General features: G+C 67.0%; 20 protein-coding genes. 7 read left to right on the plus strand and 13 right to left on the minus strand.

Translation table 11 applies throughout. The features are described from left to right. Positions 1–6: 6 nt before the first annotated feature. From H6G99_RS10840 to H6G99_RS10855, 4 genes are all read right to left on the minus strand, one after another. Entirely contained in the window at positions 7–1,491 is a 1,485-nt protein-coding gene (locus H6G99_RS10840; protein ID WP_190611523.1) for a mechanosensitive ion channel family protein, read from the minus strand. Next, on the minus strand, positions 1,488–3,584 hold the full coding sequence (locus H6G99_RS10845) for an adenylate/guanylate cyclase domain-containing protein (RefSeq protein ID WP_286191106.1): 2,097 nt from the start codon (positions 3,582–3,584) through the stop codon (positions 1,488–1,490). Before H6G99_RS10845 ends, H6G99_RS10840 begins: the two co-directional genes overlap by 4 nt. Positions 3,585–3,775: 191 nt before the next feature. Then, positions 3,776–6,883 (minus strand): efflux RND transporter permease subunit, encoded by a 3,108-nt coding sequence (locus tag H6G99_RS10850; RefSeq protein ID WP_190611524.1) that lies wholly within the window; start codon positions 6,881–6,883, stop codon positions 3,776–3,778. Continuing rightward, the gene (locus H6G99_RS10855) at positions 6,883–8,097 is read right to left on the minus strand and encodes an efflux RND transporter periplasmic adaptor subunit (RefSeq protein WP_190611525.1); all 1,215 of its coding nucleotides are present in this window, start codon (positions 8,095–8,097) and stop codon (positions 6,883–6,885) included. The genes H6G99_RS10850 and H6G99_RS10855 overlap by 1 nt, the downstream gene beginning before the upstream one ends. Positions 8,098–8,270: 173 nt before the next feature. On the opposite strand from H6G99_RS10855, the gene H6G99_RS10860 reads away from it, so the two are divergent. Continuing rightward, positions 8,271–8,822, plus strand: coding sequence for a PadR family transcriptional regulator (locus tag H6G99_RS10860; RefSeq protein WP_190611526.1), 552 nt, complete (start codon positions 8,271–8,273; stop codon positions 8,820–8,822). 51 nt (positions 8,823–8,873) lie between these two features. Here the strand turns inward: H6G99_RS10860 and H6G99_RS10865 are convergent, their stop codons facing one another. Further along, positions 8,874–9,467, minus strand: coding sequence for a hypothetical protein (locus tag H6G99_RS10865; RefSeq protein ID WP_190611527.1), 594 nt, complete (start codon positions 9,465–9,467; stop codon positions 8,874–8,876). Between the two features lie 90 nt (positions 9,468–9,557). Between H6G99_RS10865 and H6G99_RS10870 the strand changes: the two genes are divergently transcribed. Then, positions 9,558–10,820 (plus strand): serine hydrolase domain-containing protein, encoded by a 1,263-nt coding sequence (locus H6G99_RS10870; protein WP_190611528.1) that lies wholly within the window; start codon positions 9,558–9,560, stop codon positions 10,818–10,820. On the opposite strand, the gene H6G99_RS10875 is transcribed toward H6G99_RS10870, so the two are convergent. After that, positions 10,792–11,280: a hypothetical protein gene (locus H6G99_RS10875; protein ID WP_286191107.1), complete on the minus strand. Its 489-nt coding sequence runs from the start codon at positions 11,278–11,280 to the stop codon at positions 10,792–10,794. The two genes, H6G99_RS10870 and H6G99_RS10875, sit on opposite strands and share 29 nt — an antisense overlap. A 227-nt stretch (positions 11,281–11,507) precedes the next feature. Here H6G99_RS10875 and H6G99_RS10880 point away from each other — a divergent pair, with 227 nt between their 5' ends. The 3 genes from H6G99_RS10880 (at position 11,508) to H6G99_RS10890 (ending at position 15,475) form a co-directional block, all read left to right on the plus strand. Then, complete coding sequence (locus H6G99_RS10880; protein ID WP_190611529.1) at positions 11,508–13,064, plus strand: FAD-dependent monooxygenase; 1,557 nt, start codon at positions 11,508–11,510, stop codon at positions 13,062–13,064. 57 nt (positions 13,065–13,121) lie between these two features. Further along, positions 13,122–13,703, plus strand: a complete 582-nt coding sequence (locus H6G99_RS10885) for a Uma2 family endonuclease (protein WP_190611530.1) — start codon at positions 13,122–13,124, stop codon at positions 13,701–13,703. Positions 13,704–13,765: 62 nt separating this feature from the next. Next, positions 13,766–15,475 (plus strand): protein adenylyltransferase SelO, encoded by a 1,710-nt coding sequence (locus tag H6G99_RS10890; RefSeq protein WP_353617226.1) that lies wholly within the window; start codon positions 13,766–13,768, stop codon positions 15,473–15,475. A 49-nt stretch (positions 15,476–15,524) separates the two neighbouring features. Here H6G99_RS10890 and H6G99_RS10895 read toward each other — a convergent pair whose 3' ends face one another. Genes H6G99_RS10895 through H6G99_RS16595 form a run of 3 tightly spaced genes read right to left on the minus strand, consistent with a single transcriptional unit; the run spans position 15,525 to position 16,486 of the window. After that, positions 15,525–15,878 (minus strand): DUF5615 family PIN-like protein, encoded by a 354-nt coding sequence (locus H6G99_RS10895; RefSeq protein ID WP_094584931.1) that lies wholly within the window; start codon positions 15,876–15,878, stop codon positions 15,525–15,527. Further along, positions 15,875–16,105, minus strand: coding sequence for a DUF433 domain-containing protein (locus H6G99_RS10900; RefSeq protein ID WP_094584932.1), 231 nt, complete (start codon positions 16,103–16,105; stop codon positions 15,875–15,877). The genes H6G99_RS10895 and H6G99_RS10900 overlap by 4 nt, the downstream gene beginning before the upstream one ends. A gap of 9 nt (positions 16,106–16,114) precedes the next feature. Next, on the minus strand, positions 16,115–16,486 hold the full coding sequence (locus H6G99_RS16595) for a DUF3427 domain-containing protein (RefSeq protein ID WP_190611531.1): 372 nt from the start codon (positions 16,484–16,486) through the stop codon (positions 16,115–16,117). A gap of 342 nt (positions 16,487–16,828) precedes the next feature. On the opposite strand from H6G99_RS16595, the gene H6G99_RS10910 reads away from it, so the two are divergent. Both H6G99_RS10910 and H6G99_RS10915 read left to right on the plus strand, forming a co-directional pair. Beyond that, positions 16,829–17,071 carry a hypothetical protein gene (locus H6G99_RS10910; protein WP_190611532.1) on the plus strand — a complete coding sequence of 81 codons (243 nt, stop codon included), beginning with the start codon at positions 16,829–16,831 and terminating at the stop codon, positions 17,069–17,071. Beyond that, positions 17,055–17,495, plus strand: coding sequence for a putative toxin-antitoxin system toxin component, PIN family (locus tag H6G99_RS10915; protein ID WP_190611533.1), 441 nt, complete (start codon positions 17,055–17,057; stop codon positions 17,493–17,495). Before H6G99_RS10910 ends, H6G99_RS10915 begins: the two co-directional genes overlap by 17 nt. 14 nt (positions 17,496–17,509) lie before the next feature. Here the strand turns inward: H6G99_RS10915 and H6G99_RS16215 are convergent, their stop codons facing one another. The 4 genes from H6G99_RS16215 to H6G99_RS10930 form a co-directional block, all read right to left on the minus strand. Next, a complete protein-coding gene (locus tag H6G99_RS16215) occupies positions 17,510–18,268 on the minus strand; it encodes a DUF3427 domain-containing protein (protein WP_286191109.1) in 759 nt (252 codons plus the stop codon). A gap of 31 nt (positions 18,269–18,299) precedes the next feature. Continuing rightward, on the minus strand, positions 18,300–19,415 hold the full coding sequence (locus H6G99_RS16220) for a DEAD/DEAH box helicase (protein ID WP_199297138.1): 1,116 nt from the start codon (positions 19,413–19,415) through the stop codon (positions 18,300–18,302). Positions 19,416–19,613: 198 nt separating this feature from the next. After that, positions 19,614–20,813: a DNA cytosine methyltransferase gene (locus tag H6G99_RS10925; protein WP_286191110.1), complete on the minus strand. Its 1,200-nt coding sequence runs from the start codon at positions 20,811–20,813 to the stop codon at positions 19,614–19,616. Between the two features lie 102 nt (positions 20,814–20,915). Continuing rightward, a complete protein-coding gene (locus H6G99_RS10930; RefSeq protein ID WP_190611534.1) occupies positions 20,916–21,326 on the minus strand; it encodes a very short patch repair endonuclease in 411 nt (136 codons plus the stop codon). Positions 21,327–21,536 lie beyond the last annotated feature (210 nt).

Raw genomic sequence — 21,536 nt, forward strand, 5'->3', positions numbered from 1 at the left:
CGCCCTTCACATCAGGCCAGGTTCCGGGCTGCCGAAGGGGGCCTGGGTCTGGGCCTGGGTCGTCTCCTGGATGGCCAGGCGGCGGCTCTCGAGGATCTGGCCGATCTCGCGGGCGAAGCTGGGCTGGCGGTCGATCATCTGGTTGACCACCGTGGCGGAGATCTTCATCACCTCCAGGTCGTTGCTGGCCGCAATCGTGACGGCGCTGGGTTCGCCGGAAAACAGACTCATCTCCCCGAAGAATTCGCCGCTTCTGAGGGACAGCAGTTCGCGATCCTCGCCGGTCCCATCACGTCGGGTCATCAGGGCCTGACCGGCCACGATGATGTAGAGGGCGTTGCCCATCTGGCCCTGGCGGATCACCTTTTCGCCGGCGGCGAAATGCTGCAGGGAAATGCCGGAGGCGGAGGGGGTGACGCTGTCGTCCTCCCGGTTGATCGGGACGTAGGAGGGGATGGCCTGCAGGCTTTCACTGAACTTCTTGGCGAGGCCCTTCTGCTGGCTCGTGGGGCCGTGGAAGTTGTAGACGGTGCGGATCGGGAAGGGGATGGAGAGATTGTTGCGTTTGGCCGCGTACCACACCCGGGTCATGAAACGTTCGCGGATCTGCTCGATCTCGCCGTAGTCACGGATGAAGAACTTCACCTCATAGGTGACAGCGGAATCGGCATAGGCGAGGGTGAACACATCGGGCTCGGGATCCAGCAGGATCCCCTTGGTTTCCAGGGCCGTGCTCTTGAGCACCTGCCGGGCCAGGTTGGGGGGATCGTTGTAGGAGAAGCCGATCTGGATCCGCTCGGCGTGGATCGGGGTGGGTTTGGTGAAGTTGCGGATCACCTCGCTGCTGATCAGCTTGTGGGGAATCACCACCATCTCCTGCTCCAGGGTGAGCAGGCGCACGGCGCGCCAGTTGATGTCGATCACCTGGCCCACCACGCCGCTCACCTCGAGCCAGTCGCCCACCGTGAACGGCCGCTCGAACAGCAGGGCGATGCCCGACATGACGCTGCCGAGGGTGTCCTGCAGGGCCAGGCCGATGACGATCGAGCTCACCCCGAGGGCGGTGACCAGGCCGGCCAGATCGGCGTTCCACACGGTGGCCAGCACGAAGGCGGTGCCCAGCAGGATCAGAAACAGGCGGGCCAGATCGATCAGCAATTTGGGCACCCGGGAGCGCCAGGTGTCGGCTTCGGCCTGCTCGAACAGGATCACGTTGAGCAGGGAGAGGGAGGCGTGGATCACGCACACCCAGAACACCGTCTCCACCGTGCGGAACAGGCGGGTGCCGGGATCGACCTGGAGCAGGTGCTGCAGGAAGACCAGCAGCGCCAGCATCGGCACCAGCACGTCCCGCACCAGCCGCACGGTGCCGACGATGGCCCGCCGCCGCCGCTTGAGCCGGTGGATGATTTCCCCCAGCAGGATCGTGGCCAGGGGGAAGCCGAAGGCCAGGCCGATCCCCCAGAGCCAGATGGGGGTGGGGGTGCTCATGGGGCGCTGACCGGCTCGCCCGCCGCCGCCGCGGTGGTGCTGGTGAGCCGCCAGACCTGCAGGGCGGGCTGGGCCTCGGCGGCCGCGCTGGTGCGCTCGAACTGGTAGAGGTCCTCGAGCCGGTGATGCACCACCGCCGAGACGAGCACGGCCCCGGCAGGACTCACCTGGCTGAGCAGGTGGGCCGTTTTCACCGTTTCTCCCCAGATGTCGTAGACGACCCGGCTCTTGCCGACGATGCCGGCGAGGATGTCGCCGGAGTGCACACCGATCTGGATGCCGAGGTCGAAGCCCCGCTCCAGGTTGAAGCGCCGCAGGATCCCGAGCATTTCGATGGCGAAATCGAGGGCCCGTTTGTCGTGGTCGAGATAGGGCACCGAGAGGCCGCACACGGCCAGGTAGCTGTCGCCGATCGTCTTCACCTTCTCGAGGCCGAAGCGTTCGGCCAGGTCATCGAAGGAGGCCACGAGGTCGTTGAGAATCGCGAGGGATTCATGGGCGCTGAGGGTGGACACGAGCCGGGAGAATCCCTTGAGGTCGGCGAACAGGACGGCCACGTTGCTGACCTCCTCGGCGATCTGGGTTTCGCCGCGCTGCAGACGGCGGGCGATGGCGGCGGGGAAGACGCTGAAGAGCAGCTTCTCGTTCTCCTGGTTCTTCTGATCGACCAGGGCCGTCTGGGTCTGGAGGCTCTGCACCACGGCATTGAAGGACTGGGCCAGCTCGCCGAACTCATCGCCCGAATTCAGGGCCGGGATGCTGGTGAGTTCGCCGGAGGAGACCTTGCGGGCGCTGTCGATCAGCTGCTGCACCGGCTTGACGAACAGATGGGCCAGGGCCATCGCCAGCACGGTGACCACCAGGATCAGCAGGGTGACGGTGATCAGGATCTGATGCTGGAAGGCGTGGATCGGGGCGTAGGCCTCCGACAGGTCCATCTGGGCGAGGATCACCCAGTCGAAGCCCTTGATCTGCAGGGGGGCGTAGGAGCTGAGCACCGGCACGCCGCGGTAGTCGATCACCTGCTGGGTGCCGCTGCCGCCGGCGATCGCCTTGGTCACGGCCGGGGTCGCCACCGGCTGCTGCAGGATCGTGGTGCCGTACTGGCGCAGGCGGGCGATGGCATCGTCCTTGACGCCGCGGGAGGAGAGCTGGGCCAGGTAGGCCTTGGGATCCTCCAGGTAGAAGCGCGAGGCGGAGCGCATCAGCGTGTCCTGGCCCACCAGGATGGTTTCCCCCGACTCGCCGAGGCCGTCCTTCTGCCAGGCCTGGTTGCCGGTCATGACGTTGTTGATCTCGTCGACGGGCATCTGGAAGGCCAGGACCCCCACCAGGGTGGAGCCGTTGTAGATGGGGGCGGCGATGAAGGAGGCGGGGGTGCCGTAGGAGGGGGCGTAGGCGGCGAAATCGACCAGCTGGGTGAAGCCCTTCTCCTTGGAGGCGATCACCTGACGCACCAGCTGGGCGAGGTTGCTGTCCTTGTAGGGGCCGTTCTGGAGGCTGGTGGCGTAATCGGTTTCCTTGAAAACGGTGTAGACGATCTGTCCCTGCGGGTTGATCAGGAACATGTCGTAGTAGCCGAATCTGGCAACGATGTTGCGGAAAATCGGGTGATAGCGGCCATGCACCTGGGAGTAGGTGCTGCCGTCGCGGGCGGCCACGAGCTGCTGCTTCTTGCCGACGGGATTGGGGTTGGCGGCGATGTAGTTGTACTGGAGGTGCCGCGTGGCCTTCCCGTTGGGGAGATAGGCGGGCAGATTCGGTGTGCCGGAATGGATCTTGTCGAGGCGCGGCAGGAACTGGCTACGGTAGTAGTTCTCTAACGCCTGCCCTGACCCGGCAGGCTCGGGTGCGGTGGCGAGCTGGCGATAGGCCGCGTCGAACTGCTCGACGGCGGCGATGATCGACAGATCCTCACTCAGGGTCTGGGTGTGATTCTGGATGGTTCGGAAATAGGACTCAATCTGATAGGCCTTGGAGGCGCGAACGCTGGTGAGCTGATTGAAGACGCGATCGGTGAGATTGATCTGGCCACTGCGATAGCCCAGGGCGGCGGAGAAGAGGGTGGAAAAGCCACTCACCAGAAGCAGCATCAGGATCAGCTTGGATTTGATGCTGAGCTGATTCACCGAACCTCTGGAGAGGTGACGCATCCACACCAGAGCTGTGACCACTGAAATGCAGAACGTCAGCGTAGTCGGCCGATTCCACTGTTTTGTATTGATTGCAACCCTTCCCTTCGCCATGGCCTGCCGGGGCACCGCGTCGCCTCAGGGCCGGCGCTTCATGCCGCAGAGCTCTGACCAGGAGCCAGGGATGTCGGGTCAGCCGCGGCTTTGCTGGCCCGCGCCAGCAGGCCATGGGCGGCCGGCACGTAGTACAGGGCCAGGGCCGTGGCCCCCACCAGGCCGCCGCAGACCGCGATCGCCAGCGGCGGCCAGAAGCCGGAGGGATCGAGCATCAGGGGCAGGAAGCCGACCACGGTGGTGATCGTGGTGGCGAGCACGTGGCGGGTGGCGTGCAGCACCACCGCGGCGGTGGCGGCCGGATCGCCGCTGCGGGCCAATGGATCGGTGCGGATGGCGGTGAGCACCACGATCGAGTCGTTCACCGCCAGCCCGATCAGCCCGAGGGTGCCGAGGATGGCGGTGAAGCCGAAGGGCGAGCCGCTGAGCCTCAGGGCCAGGGCCGCCAGCCCCACCGACAGCAGCGCCACCGACGCGATCAGGGCGGCCATCCGGAAGGAGCGGAAGGACAGCACCAGGGTGGCCGTCATCAGGATGGCCAGCACGCCCACGGTGGAGAGCAGGTTGCCGACCGCCTCGCCGCGGGCATCGGCCTCGCCGCCGTAGGCCAGGCTCACCCCGGCCGGCAGCTGCCAGCTCTCCCGCTCGAGCTGGCGGCGGAAGTCCCGCAGCACGGACTCCGGCAGCGCCCCCGCCGTCAGGAAGGCCTGCACCGTGTTGACCCGCTGCCCGTCACGCCGTTCGATCGCTGCCAGCTCCGGCTCCAGCCGCAGCCCGGCCAGGGCCCCGAGGGGAATCGGTGCCTCGCTGCCGGGGGCCACCAGATCCAGGGAGGCCACCTGCTCCAGATCGCTGCGCTGGGCCTCGGCCACCCGCACCCGCACCGGCACGGTGGTGACCCCCTCCAGGATCGACCCCCCCACGGTTCCCTCGAGGCCGCCCTGGAGCTGGCGGGCGATGGCGCGGTTGTCGAGGCCGCTGCGGCGGGCCTGCTCCTCGTCCACCGCCAGGGCGAGACGGGGCACGGCCTCGCTCAGGCTGGCGGCGGTGTGGGTCACCGGCTCCAGCTGGGCCAGGTGGCGGCGCAGCTCGTCGCCGGTGCGGCGCAGCTGCTCCAGATCGGCCCCCTCCAGCCGCAGCTCGATCGGCGCCTCGAAGGGGGGCCCCTGCTCCAGCTGCTTCACCAGGATCTGGGCCTCGGGGAACTCCTGATCCAGCGCCTGCTGGAGGGAGCGGATCGTCGTCCGCACCCCCTCCGCCCCCCGCAGCTGCACCAGGCCCTGGGCGTAATGGGGGGCGTTCTCCTCGGAGGCGATCACGTTGTAGAAGAACGGCGGGGCGCTCTCGCCGAGAAACCAGTGCACGTCGTCGACGTGGGCGTCCTGACGGATCCGCTGCCGTACGGCCATCGCCATGGCCTCGGTGCGCCCCAGGGCGCTCTGCTGGGGCAGCCGCAGCTCGATCTGGAACTGGTCGCGGTTGGTGGGGGGGAAGAACTGCTGCTCGAGGCTGCCGAAGGCCAGAAACCCCAGCAACGGCAGCAGCAGCGACAGGGCCACCCCCTTCCCGGGATGGCGCAGGGTCTGGAGCAGGGAGCGGCGGTAGGGGCGGTCGAGGAGGGCCGGGGTGATCCCCTGCTCCCACCAGCGCACGCCTGGCCCCAGGGGCTGCCAGGGCTGCAGCCGGGCGGTGAGGGCCGGGATCACCGTGAGGGAGAGGAACAGGGAGCTGGCCAGGGCCAGGATCACCGTCAGGCCGATGGTGCCGATGAATTCCCCGGTGGCCCCCGGCGAGGTGGCGATGGGCACGAAGGCCAGCACGGTGGTGAGGGTGGAGGCCAGCAACGGCACCAGCAGGTACCGCACCGAACGGCGCACCGCCTGCCCGGCGCTGTCGCCGGAGCGCAGCCGCTGCTGCACCTCGTCGACCACGACGATGGCGTTGTCGATCAGCAGCCCCAGGGCGATCACCAGGCCGGTGGCCGACATCTGGTGCAGGGGCACCTCCAGCACCCGCATCCAGCCGAACACCATCAGGGCCGACAGGGGCAGGGCCACCCCCACCACCAGGGCGGCCCGGCCGCCGAGCATCAGCACCGACACGGCCACCACCAGCAGCGAGCCGGTGATCAGGTTGCCGATCACGCCGTCGAGACGCTCCTGGACGTAGCGGCTCTGGTCGAGCACGGTGTGCAGGCCCAGGCCCGCGGGCAGGGTGGCGCGCACCGCGTCGAGCTGGGCGCGGGCCTGGCGGGCCCAGAGGTCGACCCGGGAGCCGGAGGCCACCGTGGCCGACACCACCACGGCCGGTCGCCCCCGCACCAGGGCCAGGCGGGAGGCGGGTTGGCGCACCCCGCGGCTGACGTCGGCCACCTGCCCCAGGCGGGCGCCGGCCCCATCGGCGCCGCTCTGCAGGGGGATGGCGCGGATGCGCTCCAGGGAGTCGAGGGCGCCATCCACCTCCAGCAGCAGCTCGCTGCGGGGGCCCCGCACCTGGCCGGCGGCCTCCTTGGCGTCACTGGCGGCGATCCGTTCGGCGAGCGCGCCCGGGGTGAGGCCGAGCCGGGCCAGCTCCCGGGCGCCGATCTCCACCCGGATCTCCTCCTCCGGTTCGCCGCTGAGCTCCACCCGGTCGGTGCCGGGGAGGGCGCGCAGGCGGCTGGCCAGGTCGTCGGCCAGCCGGGTCAGCAGGCCCAGGTTGGGGGGGGTGTCGAGCTCCCAGGTGAGGCCGACGATCAGGGCGCTGGCGCCGATGTTGCCGTCGCGGAACTCCGGGTCGGTGGCCTCCGGCGGCAGGTTTGGGGTGGCGTCGTCGATCTTGCTGCGCACCTTCCCCCACACCGGCGCCACCTGGCGGATCGACTCCTTGAGGCTCACGGCGATCACCGAGGTGCCGGTGGAGGAGGTGGAGTCGAGATGGTCCACCTCCTCCAGCTCCAGCAGGGCCTCCTCGAGGGGTTCGGTGACGAGGGACTCGACCCGCTCCGGGGTGGCCCCCGGCAGGGCGGTGACCACCAGGGCGTTGCGCTGGGTGATCAGGGGGTCCTCGAGCCGCGGCAGGGTGAGCAGGGCCGACAGCCCCCAGACCACCACCAGCAGCAGGGTGAGCAGCTGCAGCTGGCGGTTGCGGTGAAAGATGTCGAACATCAGGGCGCCTCCGTCACCCGGACCCCGGGCACGACCCGGTGGGTGCCGGCGGCGATCACCCGGTCGCCCGGGCGCAGGGTGCCGCGCACGAGGGAGCGGTCGCCTTCGCTGTGCAACGGCTCCACCAGGCGCCGGACCACCTGGCGCCCCTGCTCCAGCGAGGGACCGGCGGGGCCCAGCACGTACACCGACCAGAGGCCCCGTTCGGCGGCCACCAGGGCGGTGGTGGGCAGCCAGAAGCCGGCGCCCGTCTCGCTGCGCCGCAGGCTGAGTCGGGCCGTGGCCCCCACCGGCAGATCCTCGGCCGGCAGCCTCAGCACCACCGTGGCGGTGCGGCTGCCGGCATCGAGCTCCGGCAGCAGGGCGCTGACGGTGGCCTGCAGGCGCCGATCCCCCACCCGCACCGGGTGGCGCTGCCCCGGCCGCAGGCCCCGGGCGGCGTCGGGGGGCACCCCCACCCGCAGCTCCAGGGGGGCCGCTTCCACCAGGGTGATCAGCGCCTGGCCGCCGCTCACCACCACCCCCTCATCGAGCCGCCGCCGGCTCACCGTGCCGTCGAAGGGGGCCACCAGCACGCTGCGGGCCAGGTCGACATCGATCTGGCGCAGGCGGGCCTCGGCTTCGTCCACCTGGCCTTCGGCCTGGACGAGCCGACTGCGGAGAGCGGCGCTGCCGTGGATCTGCTGGTCGAGGTCCTCGCGGGAGATCGCCCCCTGGGCATGGAGCCGCCGGCGGCGGTCGCGCTGCAGCTCCGCCAGGATCAGCTGCTGACGCACCTCCTCCACGGCGGCCGCCGCGACATTCCGCTGGGCCAGGGACTGCTGGCGCTGGGCCCGGAGCCGGCGGCGATCGAGGTGGGCCAACGGCTGGCCGGCCACCACCCGGTCCCCCTCCTCCACCAGCACCCGCTCGAGGGTGCCGGGCAGCTCGAAGCCGAGGCTGCTGCTGCGGCCGGCCACCACCTCACCGGTGTAGTCGCGGCTGGTGAGGAACTGGCTCACTGGCTGGGCGGTCACCACCGCCACCGGCAGGGGGCGCTGGACCTGGGGCCGGGGCTGACGGAACACCGCCACGGCAGCAATGGCGAGGCCGGCGGCGGCCGCGGCGATCGCGATCGGGGGCCCCCAGGAGGGGGGCCGCCCCCAGCGGGACGGTCGCAGGGCGCTCAGCAGCGCTGGCGGCGTCGCTGGGGGCGTCGCGGTGGCGGAATCCATGGGGGGACGGCGGCGGGACCCCCTCTGCCCAGCACGACCTGTGCCAGGCACAGTGCTATGCAACAGATTGGGTATGCGCCAAAGTGTATGCACAACTTGTTGGGCAGGTCAATCGGGCCCGGCGGCGGCTGGGTCAGGATCGACGTCCCAGCCGCTGCGATCTCCCTCCTGCCATGGCCCTGGCGCACACGATCCTCACCGTGCTCTGCGAGCGGGACGCCAGCGGCTACGACATCAGCAAGCAGTTCGAGGAGACAATGGCCTGCTACTGGACCGCCAGCCAGCAGCAGATCTACCGGGAGCTGGCCCGGATCGAGGCGAACGGCTGGGTCCGCTGCCAGGTGGTGCCCCAGCAGGGCCGGCCGGACCGCAAGGTGTACGCCATCACCGAGGCGGGCCGGCGGGAGCTCAGCCAGTGGGCCGCCGAGCCCTCGCTGCCCACCCCCATCCGCGAGGACCTGCTGGTGAAGGTGCTCGGCGGCCCCTACAGCGAGCCCGCCCAGCTGCTGGCGGAGGTGCGCCGCCGCCGCGCCGTCCATGCCGGCCAGCTCGCCTCCTATCGGGAGAAGGAGGCCCTGTTCCACAGCCATCCGGCCCTGCCGCTGCAGGAGCAGTACCGCTACCTCACCCTGCGGCGGGGCATCCTGTTCGAGCAGGAATGGATCCGCTGGTGCGATGAGGTGATCGCCTTCCTGGAGGGGCAGCCACTGGCGCCCGGAGGCTGACGCCATCGGACCTGCGGACCTGACGCAACGCGCCGTGGCGGCCGCCACGGCTCAGGGGCCGGCCGGCTCGAGGACCCGGTAGGAGGGAATCAAATCGAGGGCCATCAGACGACGCTCCACGGCGGGTCCGTTTGCCTGCAACCAGGCCGCCATGGCGTCCCCCGTCTTCGGGCCATAGATGCGGTGGCTGACGATCACGGCGGTGCCGCGGCCATCTGTCAGGCGCCAGCGGGCGAAGACGGCCTCGCTGAAGGCGCGGCTGGGGAAGAGGGCCACGACCAGGTGCTCGGCCGGGCGGTCGGCGGTGCGGGGAATCGATGCCGTGCGCAGCACCGTGGCCCCGTGGCGCCGGTAGTTGCCAAGGGCCCGGTTGGCCATCTCGGCCAGCCCCTCGCCGTCGCTGACCCCGGGATAGGTGTTGATGGTGACCATGTCCGTCCAGCGGCTCAGGTCGTCCTGGCCCGCCGGGGTGAACTCGTGCTGGTGCTGGGACGACCAGCGCAGCCGGTAGGTCTGGCCGGAAAAGTCCAGCGTCACCGGGGTGGCCGGGGGGCCGGCTGCCGCGGGCGTGGCCATCGCTCCGCTCAGCGCAACAGCCACCAGCAGCGGGGTGGCCCAGCGACGCAGGCCAAGGGGGCTGGGCATGGCACGTCGCAACCAGGGGCAGGGTAGGAAGCTCACCGGGATCGGCAGGCGCCGGGGCGCGTAGCGTTGCCGCTTCCTCAGTGAGCTGGTGTGGATCGTCGCTGGTTCGCCCCACGGGGACGACGGGTCCTGGCTGCCCTCCTGGCGGGTTGCCTGGGCGGAGCGGGCCCCGTCCAGGCCGGGACCGACGAGGGGGCCTCGCCAGCGGCCTCACCCCAGACGGCCGGCATCCTGCGGATCGTTCGTCAGCGGATGGCCGACGACCATCTGAGGGCGGTGATCGTGCGCGTCACGATCGACGGCAAGGAGGTGGTCACCGAGGCGATGGGCGAATCCATAACGGGCGTGCCCGCCACGGAGGACATGCACGTTCGGAATGGTGCGATCGCCATCTCCTACGTGGCGACGCTGCTGCTGCAACTGGTCGACGAGAAGCGGGTGAGCCTCGACGACAAGCTCGCGAAGTGGCTGCCGGAGATCCCGAATGCGGAGCGGGTCACCCTCGGCCAGCTCGCCCGGATGACCTCCGGCTACCGCGACTACGTGATCGGCAATGCCGCGTTCGAAAAGACCCTGCTCGAGAACCCGTTCCGGCAGTTCTCCGTGCAGGACCTGCTCGCCTACGCGGACCTGAAGACGCTCTGGTACGAGCCCGGCACGAGCTGGAACTACGCGCACACGAATTACCTCCTGCTGGGCCTGGCGCTGGAGCGCATCACGGGCCAGACGATGCCCGTGCTGATGCAGGAGCGGATCTTCGGGCCCCTGAAGCTCCGAAACACGCGGGACCCGGGCGGTACGCCCGCGATCGCGCCGCCGGTGTTGCACGCCTTCTCGTCGGAACGGCGCCAAGGCCTCGGCATCCCGGCGGGGACGCGCTTCTACGAGGAGTCGACCTACTGGAACCCGTCCTGGACGATCACCCGCGGTTCGGTGCAGTTCACCACCATCCACGACATGGCCACCTCCGCCGAGGCGATCGGCACGGGACGGCTGCTGTCGCCCCAGAGCCACAGGCTGCAGATCGCTCCGACGCTGCGGGGCTTCGGCCGGCCGATCGAGGGCTGTGCCACCTGCGCCACCCTCAACGACTTCTACACCTATGGGATCGGGATCGTCCTCTCGGGCCCCTGGCTGCTGCAGAACCCGCTGTTCTCCGGGCAGGCCGGGGTGATGGCCTATCTGCCCTCACGGAAGATCGCGGTGGCGGTGGCGGTCACCTTCGACGAAGAGGCCTTTGATGCCAGCGGTGGCTACTGCAATGCCGCCGATGACATCTTCCGTGCGATCGGCGCCTATCTGGCGCCGCAGGACGCCCCGCCCGTCAGGGCCCCTGCCAGAGAAAGGTGTTGAAGGATCGCTCGCCCAGCTGGCTCCGGTACTTGAGGGTGTTCTCGCTGGAGAGACTCACCACGGCACCGAGCCGGTCGGCCAGCTTGAGGCACTGCTGGAACTGCGGGGCGCTGTAGCACTGCACATCCAGCTGGTTGCAGCCCGCCGTGGGCAGCAGGCTGGCCTGGAACGGCTGGATGCTGCAGAAGATCGGTTTGGGGTACAGCCGACGCAGCAGATAGAAGTCCTCCAGGGAGTAGTTGGCGAAGAAATGGTCGTCCACCTGGATCGCGTCGCCATGGCGGGCTTCGGCCACCAGTTGGTCGATCCGCAGCCCCCGGTACTGGGGCGACTGCACCCACACCACCGGCAGCAGTCCCTGGCGCCGCGCCGCCTGGGCCGCCTCCTGCTGCATCACCTCCGACACCTTGCGGACATCGAGGAACACCACCTTGAAGTCGCTGCCCCGGATGTCGGCCATGACGCCGTTCAGGGACTGCCTCGAGGCGTAGTACCAGATCTGGGGCTGGGACAGCCAGGTGCCGTTGGGGGCCGCCGCCGCCGCTGCCGTGCTGAGGGCCAGGGCCGCGGCCAGGCCGACGGTCGTGGCGGTGGCCAGGGAGCGGAATGGGTTGGCCAGGACCGAGCCCCGGGGTGCGTTTAGTGTGCCCCGCGCTGGCCCTCGCCAGCTCGAATCGCCCGGGCGCCATGCCGTCTTCCCTTCCCCGCCAGACCAGCGTGCTCGTGGTGGGGGCGGGTCCCACCGGCCTGCTGCTGGCGGGGGAACTGCAGCGCCGCGATGTTCCCAATCTGCTGATCGATGCCCGGGCCGAGGCCCTGCACTGGGACCGGGCCACGGTGATCCACCCCCTCTCGCTGGAGATCTTCGAGGCGCTGGGGCTGGTGGATCGGTTCCTCGAAGCGGGCTGCCGGCAGCGGCGGATCCTGATCCACGCCGATGGCCAGCGGCTGGGGGAACTGGATCTGGCCGAATGCGGCAGCCGCTTCGGCTTCAACCTCGGCCTCTCCGAAGAAGTGACCGAAACCATCCTCACGGACCACCTCGAGGGCCAGGGGGGCACGGTGCACCGCTCCTGCCGGCTGGTGGGTCTGGAGGCCCACGGCGACGGGGTGATCGCCACGGTGGACGGCGACGGGCTGGAGCAGACCGTGCAGGCCCGCTGGGTGGTGGGTTGCGACGGGCTGCGCAGCACCACCCGGGCGCTGAGTGGCCTGGACTTCGAAGGCCATGGCATCGCCCGGCCCTGGGCGGTGTTCGATGCGGCGGTGGAGGGCTGGGCCGAGAGCCACGAGGTCAACGCGGCGTATCTGGACGCCTCGCCCCTGATCCTCACGGCCCTGCCCGACGAGCGCTGGCGGGTGTACCTGCGGCCCGCCGCCGAGGAGGGCGATCTGGTGGCCGAGGCCGCCGCCGTGCTGGGGCGCTACCTGCCGGAGGCTCGCTTCAGCGGCGTGGAGAACCCCAGCCGCTTCCACTGCCACAGCCGGGTGGCCAGCGCCTTCCGCGCCGGGCCCGTGTTCCTGGCCGGCGATGCCGCCCACGTGTGCTCCCCGGCCGAGGGGCACGGCATGAACTGCGGGCTGCACGATGCCGCCAACCTGGCCTGGAAGCTGGCCCTGGTGCACCAGGGGGCCGCGGCCCCCGCCCTGCTGGACAGCTACGAACAGGAGCGGCGTCCGGTGGCCCAGCAGATCTGCCGCTCGGGCGATGCCACCGAGCAGGCCCACGGGCTGCAGGAGAGCGGTGAGCGCGCCGCCCGCGACCGGGCGATCGCCACCATGCTGGCCAACCCGGTGGCCCGGCAGCAGGAGGTGGTGGCGGAAACCGAGATGAACGTCAGCTACGCCGGCTCGGCGATCATCGGCGTTGGCGAGGGCCAGCCCTTTGCTGCCGGCCAGCGCCTGCCCACCACGATCGCGCTGCCGCCCGGGGCCGGCGCGGATCGGCTGCACGCGCTCACCCACCGCTGCGGCCACACGCTGCTGGTGCTGGCCGGCCCGGAAGCGCCTCCGGAGGCCCTCGCCGCCCTGCAGGCCGACCTGGAGGCCGAGCGGGCCGCCGGCACGGTGCCGCTGGCGTTGGTGGAGGCGGTGGTGTCTCTGCGCCTGGAGGAAGCGGCCAGCCTGGGCCTGGGGCCCCTCACCCTGCTGGCGGTGCGGCCGGACGGCTTCATCGGCTTGAGGGCCGACGCCGATCACCGCGGCGCGGTGCGGAGGTATGGGGAGCTGGTGCTGGGCGGCTGAGGCGGCCGCCTGCACCCTGCCTAGGATCCAACCAACTGTTTGCGCCTCTGCAGGGCCATGCTCACCCTGCCCCGCCAACTCAGCGAAGCGCTGCGTCTCACGCCGGCCCAGTTCGCCGAACTCTGCGCGGCGAATCCGGAGGCGGTGCTGGAGCTGGCGGCGGACGGGCGGTTGATCGAGATGACCCCTGCAGGCGGCGAAACCGGCCGGCGCAACAACCAGCTGGCTGTTCAGCTGGGTCTGTGGGCCCGCACCCAGCCCGGCTGGTGCGTGTTCGACAGCTCCACCGGTTTCCTGCTGCCCGATGGATCCGTGCTGAGTCCGGATGCCAGCGCGGTGCGGCTGGAGCGCTGGCAGGCCCTCTCCAGCGAAGCGCGCCAGGGTTTTCCGCCCCTCTGCCCCGATCTGGTGGTGGAGCTGGCCAGCCCATCCGACCGGCTGCCCGACCTGCGCCGCAAGCTGGCGACCTACCAGGCGAATGGGGCCCGGCTGGGGTGGCTGCTGCTGCCCGAAAGCCGTGGTGTGGAGGTGTGGCACGGCAGCGGTGAACCGCAGCGGCTGGAGGGGCTGGCGGTGCTGGACGGGGAGCCGGAACTCCCCGGGCTGCGGCTGGATCTGGCGGAGCTCTGGGACGGCTGACGGGTGATCCGTCACCGTGCGGGTGCTGCTCGCCAGGATGGTGACCTCAGCGACAGAGATTCGTGCAGACAGCCGTGTCGACAGCAGCGCCCACCACCGTGTTGACGACAACCTTCGCGGACTTTGCCCAGCGGGCCAACTACTCGCTGCTGGATTCCCTGCGGGCGGATCCCCAGGCCAGCGTCGACGGCCAGGATCACCGGCCCCGCCAGGTGTTCTCCGGCCATTACGTGCCGGTGACACCCACCCCGCTGCCGGCGCCGGAGCTCGTGGCGCACAGCAGCACCCTCTTCCAGGAGCTGGGCCTGGGCGATGGGCTGGCCCATGACGACCACTTCCGCCGGGTGTTTTCCGGCGACATCACCGCGGCGCAGGCGCCGATGCGCCCGTTCGGCTGGGCCACGGGCTATGCCCTCTCGATCTATGGCAGCGAATACATCCAGCAGTGTCCGTTCGGCACCGGCAACGGCTACGGCGATGGCCGGGCCATTTCCGTGTTCGAAGGCGTCTTTGGCGGCCGGCGCTGGGAGATGCAACTCAAGGGCGGCGGTCCGACGCCCTACTGCCGCGGCGCCGATGGCCGTGCCGTGCTGCGCTCCAGCGTGCGCGAGTTTCTGGCGCAGGAGTTGATGCACGCCCTGGGGGTGCCCACCTCCCGCTCGCTGACGCTCTATGTGTCGGGATCGGAAACCGTGCGCCGGCCCTGGTATTCGCCGAACTCCCGCTCGTTCGATCCCGACGTCCTGGTGGACAACCCGGCGGCGATCACCACCCGGGTGGCCCCGTCGTTTCTGCGGGTCGGCCAGCTGGAGCTGTTCGCCCGCCGCGTGCGCAGCGGTGCCCATCCGGAGGCGCGCAACGAGCTGCGGATGATCGTGGCCCACCTGATCGAGCGCAACTACCGCCAGGAGATTGATCCGGCTCTGGACTTCGTTGATCAGGTGGTGGAGCTGGCGGAGTTGTTCCGGGGACGGCTCACGTCTCTGGTGGCGAACTGGATGCGGGTGGGTTACTGCCAGGGCAATTTCAACAGCGACAACTGCGCCGCCGGGGGGTACACCCTCGACTACGGCCCCTTCGGCTTCTGCGAACTGTTCGATCCCCGATTCCAGCCCTGGACCGGTGGCGGCCAGCATTTCTCCTTCTTCAACCAACCGGTGGCCGCTGAAGCCAACTTCCAGATGTTCTGGGCCTCCCTGCGCCCCCTGCTCGAGGGCAACACAGAGGCGCTCGCGCGGCTGGATGAGATCCGTGAGGGCTTCGCTGAAGCGATGGGCCAGGAGCTCGACGCGATGTGGGCCAGCAAGCTCGGCCTGCTCCGCTACGACGCCGAGCTCGTGCAGGACCTGCTGCAGTTGATGGTGGCCTCCAAGGCCGACTACACGATCTTCTTCCGCAGGCTGTCGGATCTCCCCGAGCACGTCTCGGCCCTGCAGGAGAGCTTCTACCTGCCCTGCTCAGAGGAGCTCGATGGGCAATGGACGAGCTGGCTGCAGCGCTGGCGGCATCTGATCACCAGCAATGGCGACCCCCGCGACACATCGGCAGCGATGAAACGGGTGAACCCCGCGGTCGCCTGGCGCGAATGGCTGATCGCCCCGGCCTACGAACAGGCGGCGCAGGGCGATTACGGCCTGGTCAGGGAGCTGCAGGAGGTGTTCCGCCATCCCTACGACGCGCTGCCTGCGGAGCTGGCGGCGACGTATGACCGTCTGAAGCCCAGGGAGTTCTTCAACGCCGGAGGGGTGTCGCACTACAGCTGTTCGTCCTGAAGGGCGCTCAGGGCAGCACCCGCGAACTGCGCCTGACGCCGAAGATGGTTCAGGGCTTCGCTCCTGGGCTGAGCATCAGGAAGCCAGCTTCCGGATGGTTTGAAAAATCCTCGATGGCAGCAGCATGGTCCAACAGCAGGGCGGCAGTTGAAGCATTGCCGGCGTTGCCGATGGCCAGGCAGATCACCTTGGGCGGGAAACCTCGGCTCATGCTGAGACGAAGAAAGTCCTCGTCCTTGGTCACCAGGAGGTCGCCGTCAGCACGGGCCCGATCCCAGATCGTCAGATCATCGGCTCCACCAAGCCCGAGAAGCCGCACATGCCCTGACTCAGGAAACCGATCCGAGAGCAGAGGCAGCAGTCGCTCCGACAGGTTCTCATCCAGGAGCAGGCTGACGCTCACGCGGCGGTGGTGAGGCTGATCAGCAGGCGTTCACGATCGGCCGCATAGGCCAGGCAGGCCAGCACGTCGTCATGGGTGAGCTGTGGGAAATCCTCCAGCAGTTCGTTTTCCTTCATGCCGCTGGCCAGATACCCGAGAACATCCCCCACCGTCAGCCGGGTGCCCCGCACGCAGGGCTTCCCGAAACGCACGGCAGGATTGATAGTGATCCGTTCGTGGACATCCATGGTTGAACGCTAAACCGCCAACGCCAACTCCGGCACGAACGCCGCCGGAATCGCCCTGTGCAGCCCCCAGCGAATCGCCATCGGCCGCTCGCCCTCGTGGCTCACGTAATCCGCAAACCCCAGACACAGGAACCGCAGCGTCACCCCGCCGCGCCTGTTCTCCTCCCGCATGAACAGCAGCACCCGGCTGGCGCGCTCAACGTGGTGGATGTATCTCTGCCCGGTGGCGGACGCTTCCCGGGTGAGGCTCTGGCTCTCCCAGTGGAACTCCAGCGGGGAGATGGCGTAGTCGTTGTAGCGGGTGGTGGGGGAGAACAGGCGCTCACTCTTCTTGAGGGTGATGAAGAAGACGTCGCACTGGGTGGCTTCATCAAAGAACACCCCCTCGCGGCCTGGAAAGGGTGGGCCTCGTTCAACGGCCCGAAGGCGGCGAACACCTCGGCGCGGGAGTAGCGGCCGTGGAGTTTGAGGGGAATGGGGGGCGGATCGGCGCGGTCCCAGTCGAGCGGTGCCACCAGGTGGTCGGTGCGCTCGATCAGCAGCGCGAACAGCTCCACCAGCTCGGCGCGGAGGTCGGCAGCGGCCCAGAGCCGGACGAGGGCCTCGGCCAGGGGCAGGTGCTGCCCTGCAGGCGGCGGATCTGCTCGCGGCGTGGCCTGTGGGCTGTACCTCTGGGTGGAGATGCCGGCTACCCTCAGAGACAAGCATGGTTGGGGTGCACGCTTGACCACCATCGAGATCACCCTCCCTGATGCGCTGGCGGCGGAAGCCAGCGGAGCTGGTCTGCTGGCGCCAGAGGCGATCGAGCGCCTGCTGCGGGACAAGCTGGCCTCAGACCGCATTGCCCGTCTGCAAGACGCCAGGGCTGCTCTTGCTGCTGACCCGCCAGAGGTGCTGACCCGGCAAGAGATCAACGAGGAGATCAGCGCTTACCGCAAGGGGCAACGACTTGCGGCTGGTTCTTGACACCAACACGGCTCTCTCTGCCCTGATCTGGCAGGGAGTTCCCGGGCAGCTCATGGATGCGGCCGTTGTTGGGCGGGTTCAGCTGATCAGTACCTTTCCTCTCCTCGCCGAGTTGGAAGGCGTGCTGCAGCGACCGAAGTTCAGAGAGCCCATTTTTCGGCTTGGTGTAAGGATTGCCGATCTGTTTGATGGCTATGCCGTCCTGGTTGAGCGCGTGGAACCTGCTGATCTGGGAGGTCCCGTCAGTAGGGATCCCGACGACGATCAGGTCTTGGCTGCGGCCGTTGGTGGTCTCGCCGATCTGATCGTCTCTGGCGATGACGACCTCTTGGCCTTGGGCAACTTTCAAGGGATTGCGATTGTTCTTGCCAGGGAGGCCATGAGGCGCCTGCAGGAACCAGAGGGCCAAAGGGATACGCCTTGATCAGCTCCACGCCCTCAAACCGCCAACGCCAGCTCCGGCACGAACGCCGCCGGGATCGCCCTCTGCAACCGCCAGCGAATCGCCATCGGCCGCTCCCCCTCGTGGCTCACGTAATCCGCGAAGCCCAGACACAGGAACGGCAGGGTCACCCCGCCGCGCTTGTTTTCCTCCCGCACGAACAGCATCACCCTGCTGCCGCGCTCAACGTGATGGATGTATCTCTGCCCGGTGGTGGACGCTTCCCGGGTGAGGCTCTGGCTCTCCCAGTGGAACTCCCACGGGGAGATGGCGTAATCGTTGTAGCGGGTGGTAGGGGAGAACAGGCGCTCACTCTTTTTGAGGGTGATGAAGAGGACGTCGCACTGGGTAGCTTCATCAAAGAACACTCCCTCACGGCCCGGGAAAGGGCGGGCCTCGTTCAACAGCCCAAAGGCGGCGAACACCTCGGCGCGGGAATAGCGGCCGTGGAGTTTGAGGGGGATGGGGGGCGGATCGGCGCGGCCCCAGTCGAGCGGCGCCACCAGGTGGTCGGTGCGCTCGAGCAGCAGCGCGAACAGCTCCACCAGCTCGGCGCGGAGGTCGGCGGCGGCCCAGAGCCGGACGAGGGCCTCGGCCAGGGGCAGGTGCTGCCGGCCGCTGCCCCAGAGCTGGGCCATCAGCATGCGCCAGCTGCGCTCGGTGGCGGGATCGAAGCCCGCCGGATCGGGCGCGATGGGCGGCTGCAACTGATCCACCAGCCACTGCAACCGCTCGGGGTCGTCCAGATGCAGCAACCCGCCAACGATCCCCCGCCCCAGCCGCTTTTCATCGTCGCTGGGCTCCCCTGAGGCCGCCCCGGCTACCCACCCAAGCTCCCGCTGCAGCAACGCCTACGACCCCGCTACCTTGTAGAACTCCCCCAGCTCCATCCCAAGCCCCTCCAGCAACGCCGCCAGCGAACAGCGCCCGAGGCGGGCTTCCTTGAGCAACTCGGGACGGCGCGTGGGCAGCGAGTCGCGCAGGTTTGCCAGCACCCGCTCGCTCGACACCCGATCGAGCTGCAGGCTGCAGCCGGCCGGCAGGAAGGGAAAACCCTCTTTGATCTGCTGCTCCAGTTGGTCGCGCGTGCCGCCGAGCAGGGCGCGGTAGCGCAGGTCGAAGCTGCTGCAGGAACACGATCGCGCTCTCGGTGGGCCGCAGGAACAGCACCGTGTCGATCTCGGGGATGTCGAGCCCTTCGTTGAACAGATCCACCGCGAACAGGATCTGCAGCTCGCCGGAGCGCAGGCGGCGGATCTGCTCGGCGCGCTGCTCCCGGGGGCTGGAGGCATCCAGGGCGGCGGCGCGCAGGCCGGCGGCCACGAACTTGCGGGCCATCCAATGGGCGTGCTCCACGCTCACGCAGAAGCCCAGGGCCCGCATCGAATCCAGGTTGGTTACCTTGTCTGCCAATTCGCGCAGGATCAGGCGCAGGCGGGCGTCGTCGGCGGTGTAGAGGTTGGAAAGGGCTTCTGCGTCGTAGCCGTTGCAGCGCCATTCGATCTGCGACAGATCTGTGCCGTCGTGGAGGCCGAAGTAATGGAACGGGCAGAGCAGGCCCTGCTCCAAGGCGCTCCAGAGGCGCAGCTCGGCGGCAATGCGGCCATCGAACCAATGGAGGATGTCCTCGCCGCCCGTGCGCTCGGGGGTGGCGGTGAGGCCCAGCAGCAGGACGGGCGCCAGGTGGCGCAGCCAGCGCTCGTAGCTGGCGGCGGCGGCGTGGTGGAACTCATCGACGATCACCACGTCGAACGTGTCCGGCGCCAGGTCGGCCGGATCCAGCCCAGCGAGCGACTGCACCGAGGCGAACACATGGCGCCACTGGCTGGGGCGCTGGCCATCCACCAGCAGCTCGCCGAAGGAGCCATCGCGCAGCACCTGGCGGAAGGTGGCCCTCGTCAAACATGAAAATGGATTAAAGCTCGAAAGCGCCTATAAGGAATGGATATTAGTCTTTAGAGAAACGCGTTATAGCCATTGTCGATGGATAGGGATCTCATCGAAGATTAAATGTCAACGACACAAAAAGTGTGTGGTCGCTGTCTAAGCAGATAATTTGATTGACATTTCAGCAGCGCCCATGTTACTGATTTATCAATTTCAGGCAGATGCGCTGATTGTCAGCGCTTCTCGAATATTTCGTGCAATCTTTTCCGCCAGCGATACTGGCACTGCATTGCCGAGCTGCCTCATGGCCTCTGACCAGGCTCCATGGAAGCAAAAGTTGTCGGGAAAAGTCTGAAGCCTGGCACTCTCGCGGACACTGAAGTAACGAACGCTTCCATCGGGCCGACGGAGCATATTCTCTCCACCTGGTACACCGTGAACTCCTGCCTTAAGTGTCTTGGCTGGTTCATCAAGAGGGCTTCCTGTGTGTCCTGCGTAGCTACGGGCGCCAGGCTGAAACTGATGATTTAAAAACTCCGTAGCCCCCTTTGGGTCTTGCTCAGCATCAGGTAGACCTTCAAGCGCCTGTCGAACGGTGATCCAAGGCTTCTTGAACAAGAGTGAACCTGATACTGGCTTGTGAGTGGCAGGAGATCGTTCACTGAATGGAACTTTCATAAGCTCCCAGTATTCACCTGTTGCTTTAGTCCATTCCAAAGCGTCTTTTGAATATTCTTCCTCAGGAAAATGCCAATCTATTCCTAAATCAGAGCGGAAGCCAACAAAGAAAATGCGTTCACGCTTCTGTGGGACGCCATAATTGGCAGCATTGATAACTCTTGCGACTACATTATAGTGTAGGTCACTATGATTGCCGCTGGTTTTCTGCTCCTCTAGCCTTGAAAGATGATCAATCCAACTTTCATCTGAGTTGCGAGATAGAGAAGGATATTCTAGGCGAAGCTTTATGTATTCGTAGTAGCTGCTAAATGAAGCACGAGTCAAGCCCTTTACATTCTCAAACATAAATGCTTTTGGTTTCACTTGCTCTATTGCCCTAATTGCCTGTGGAAACATATCACGGGTATCTGCATATGCCCTGTGTTTACCACCAAGAGAGAATGGCTGACAGGGCGGGCCCCCTGAGACAAAGTCAACCTGGCCTTCATAAAGAGCAAAATCAATATTGCAAACATCATCCTCAATTATTGTCGGTTGAGGAGTCTTTAGGGTGATGGAATTTGAGAAGTTATGGCGAAGTGTAGAGCAGCACCATCGATCCCACTCCAGCATTAACACTGGCTCGAATCCAGCTCGATGGGCACCCATGCCCAAGCCTCCTGCGCCAGCAAAAATCTCAATTGACTTCATTGCCAAAATAAGAATTGGAAGAAGAGTGCAGACATCCCACAAGAAATAGACGGGGGTTGTGGAAGAAGTGGTTTTTGCGAAGCTGTTGCATAAGCAATCTTTAGGACTGTCGTGGCGGCAAGACTGATGAAAATGATCAATATTCTACCCTAAGAGGCGTCGAATGCGCTGCTCAAGGCCCGTTTTGTCACTTAGCTCACATTCCCAAACGACTGCAGTGTTCCACCCTGCTTCCAAAAGTGAGAGTATCTTTCGCTGATCACGTATTCGATTTCCTTCAATCTTGGGGATCCAGAACTCCTTGCGCGTCTTGGGGACTCTTCCAAGTCTGCAGGTAGGTGATACGTGCCCATGCCAAAAGCAACCGTGAACAAATATCGCGAGCTTCCTTGAAGGAAAGACTATGTCCGGTGTTCCAGGAAGGTCCTTTCTATGTAGCCTGAACCGATATCCGAGCTTGTGTAGAGTGGAACGCAAGATGATCTCTGGCTTAGTGTCTTTTGACCTAATCCGTGCCATATGACGACTGCGTTCATCTGGGCTTAGGTTATCCATCTATTGAAAGATGTTGGCGTGGGTAATCTGTAAGGAGATGAGGCGTCGGAGCCATTATTGTACGCCACTATGTCATGGCCCAAGAACTGTATCAGCACGAGTCGAAATGATAATCCATTTAGTCCTGGATTCTTCTAGGCTATGAACAGCCGCCTCTGGGGAGCCTCGAATTGGATGCAGTCCCACGGCTTTGGTAGTAGGCTGGTGCGC

The sequence above is a fragment of the Synechococcus sp. FACHB-909 genome (assembly GCF_014698945.1).
GTDB lineage: Bacteria > Cyanobacteriota > Cyanobacteriia > PCC-6307 > Cyanobiaceae > Cyanobium.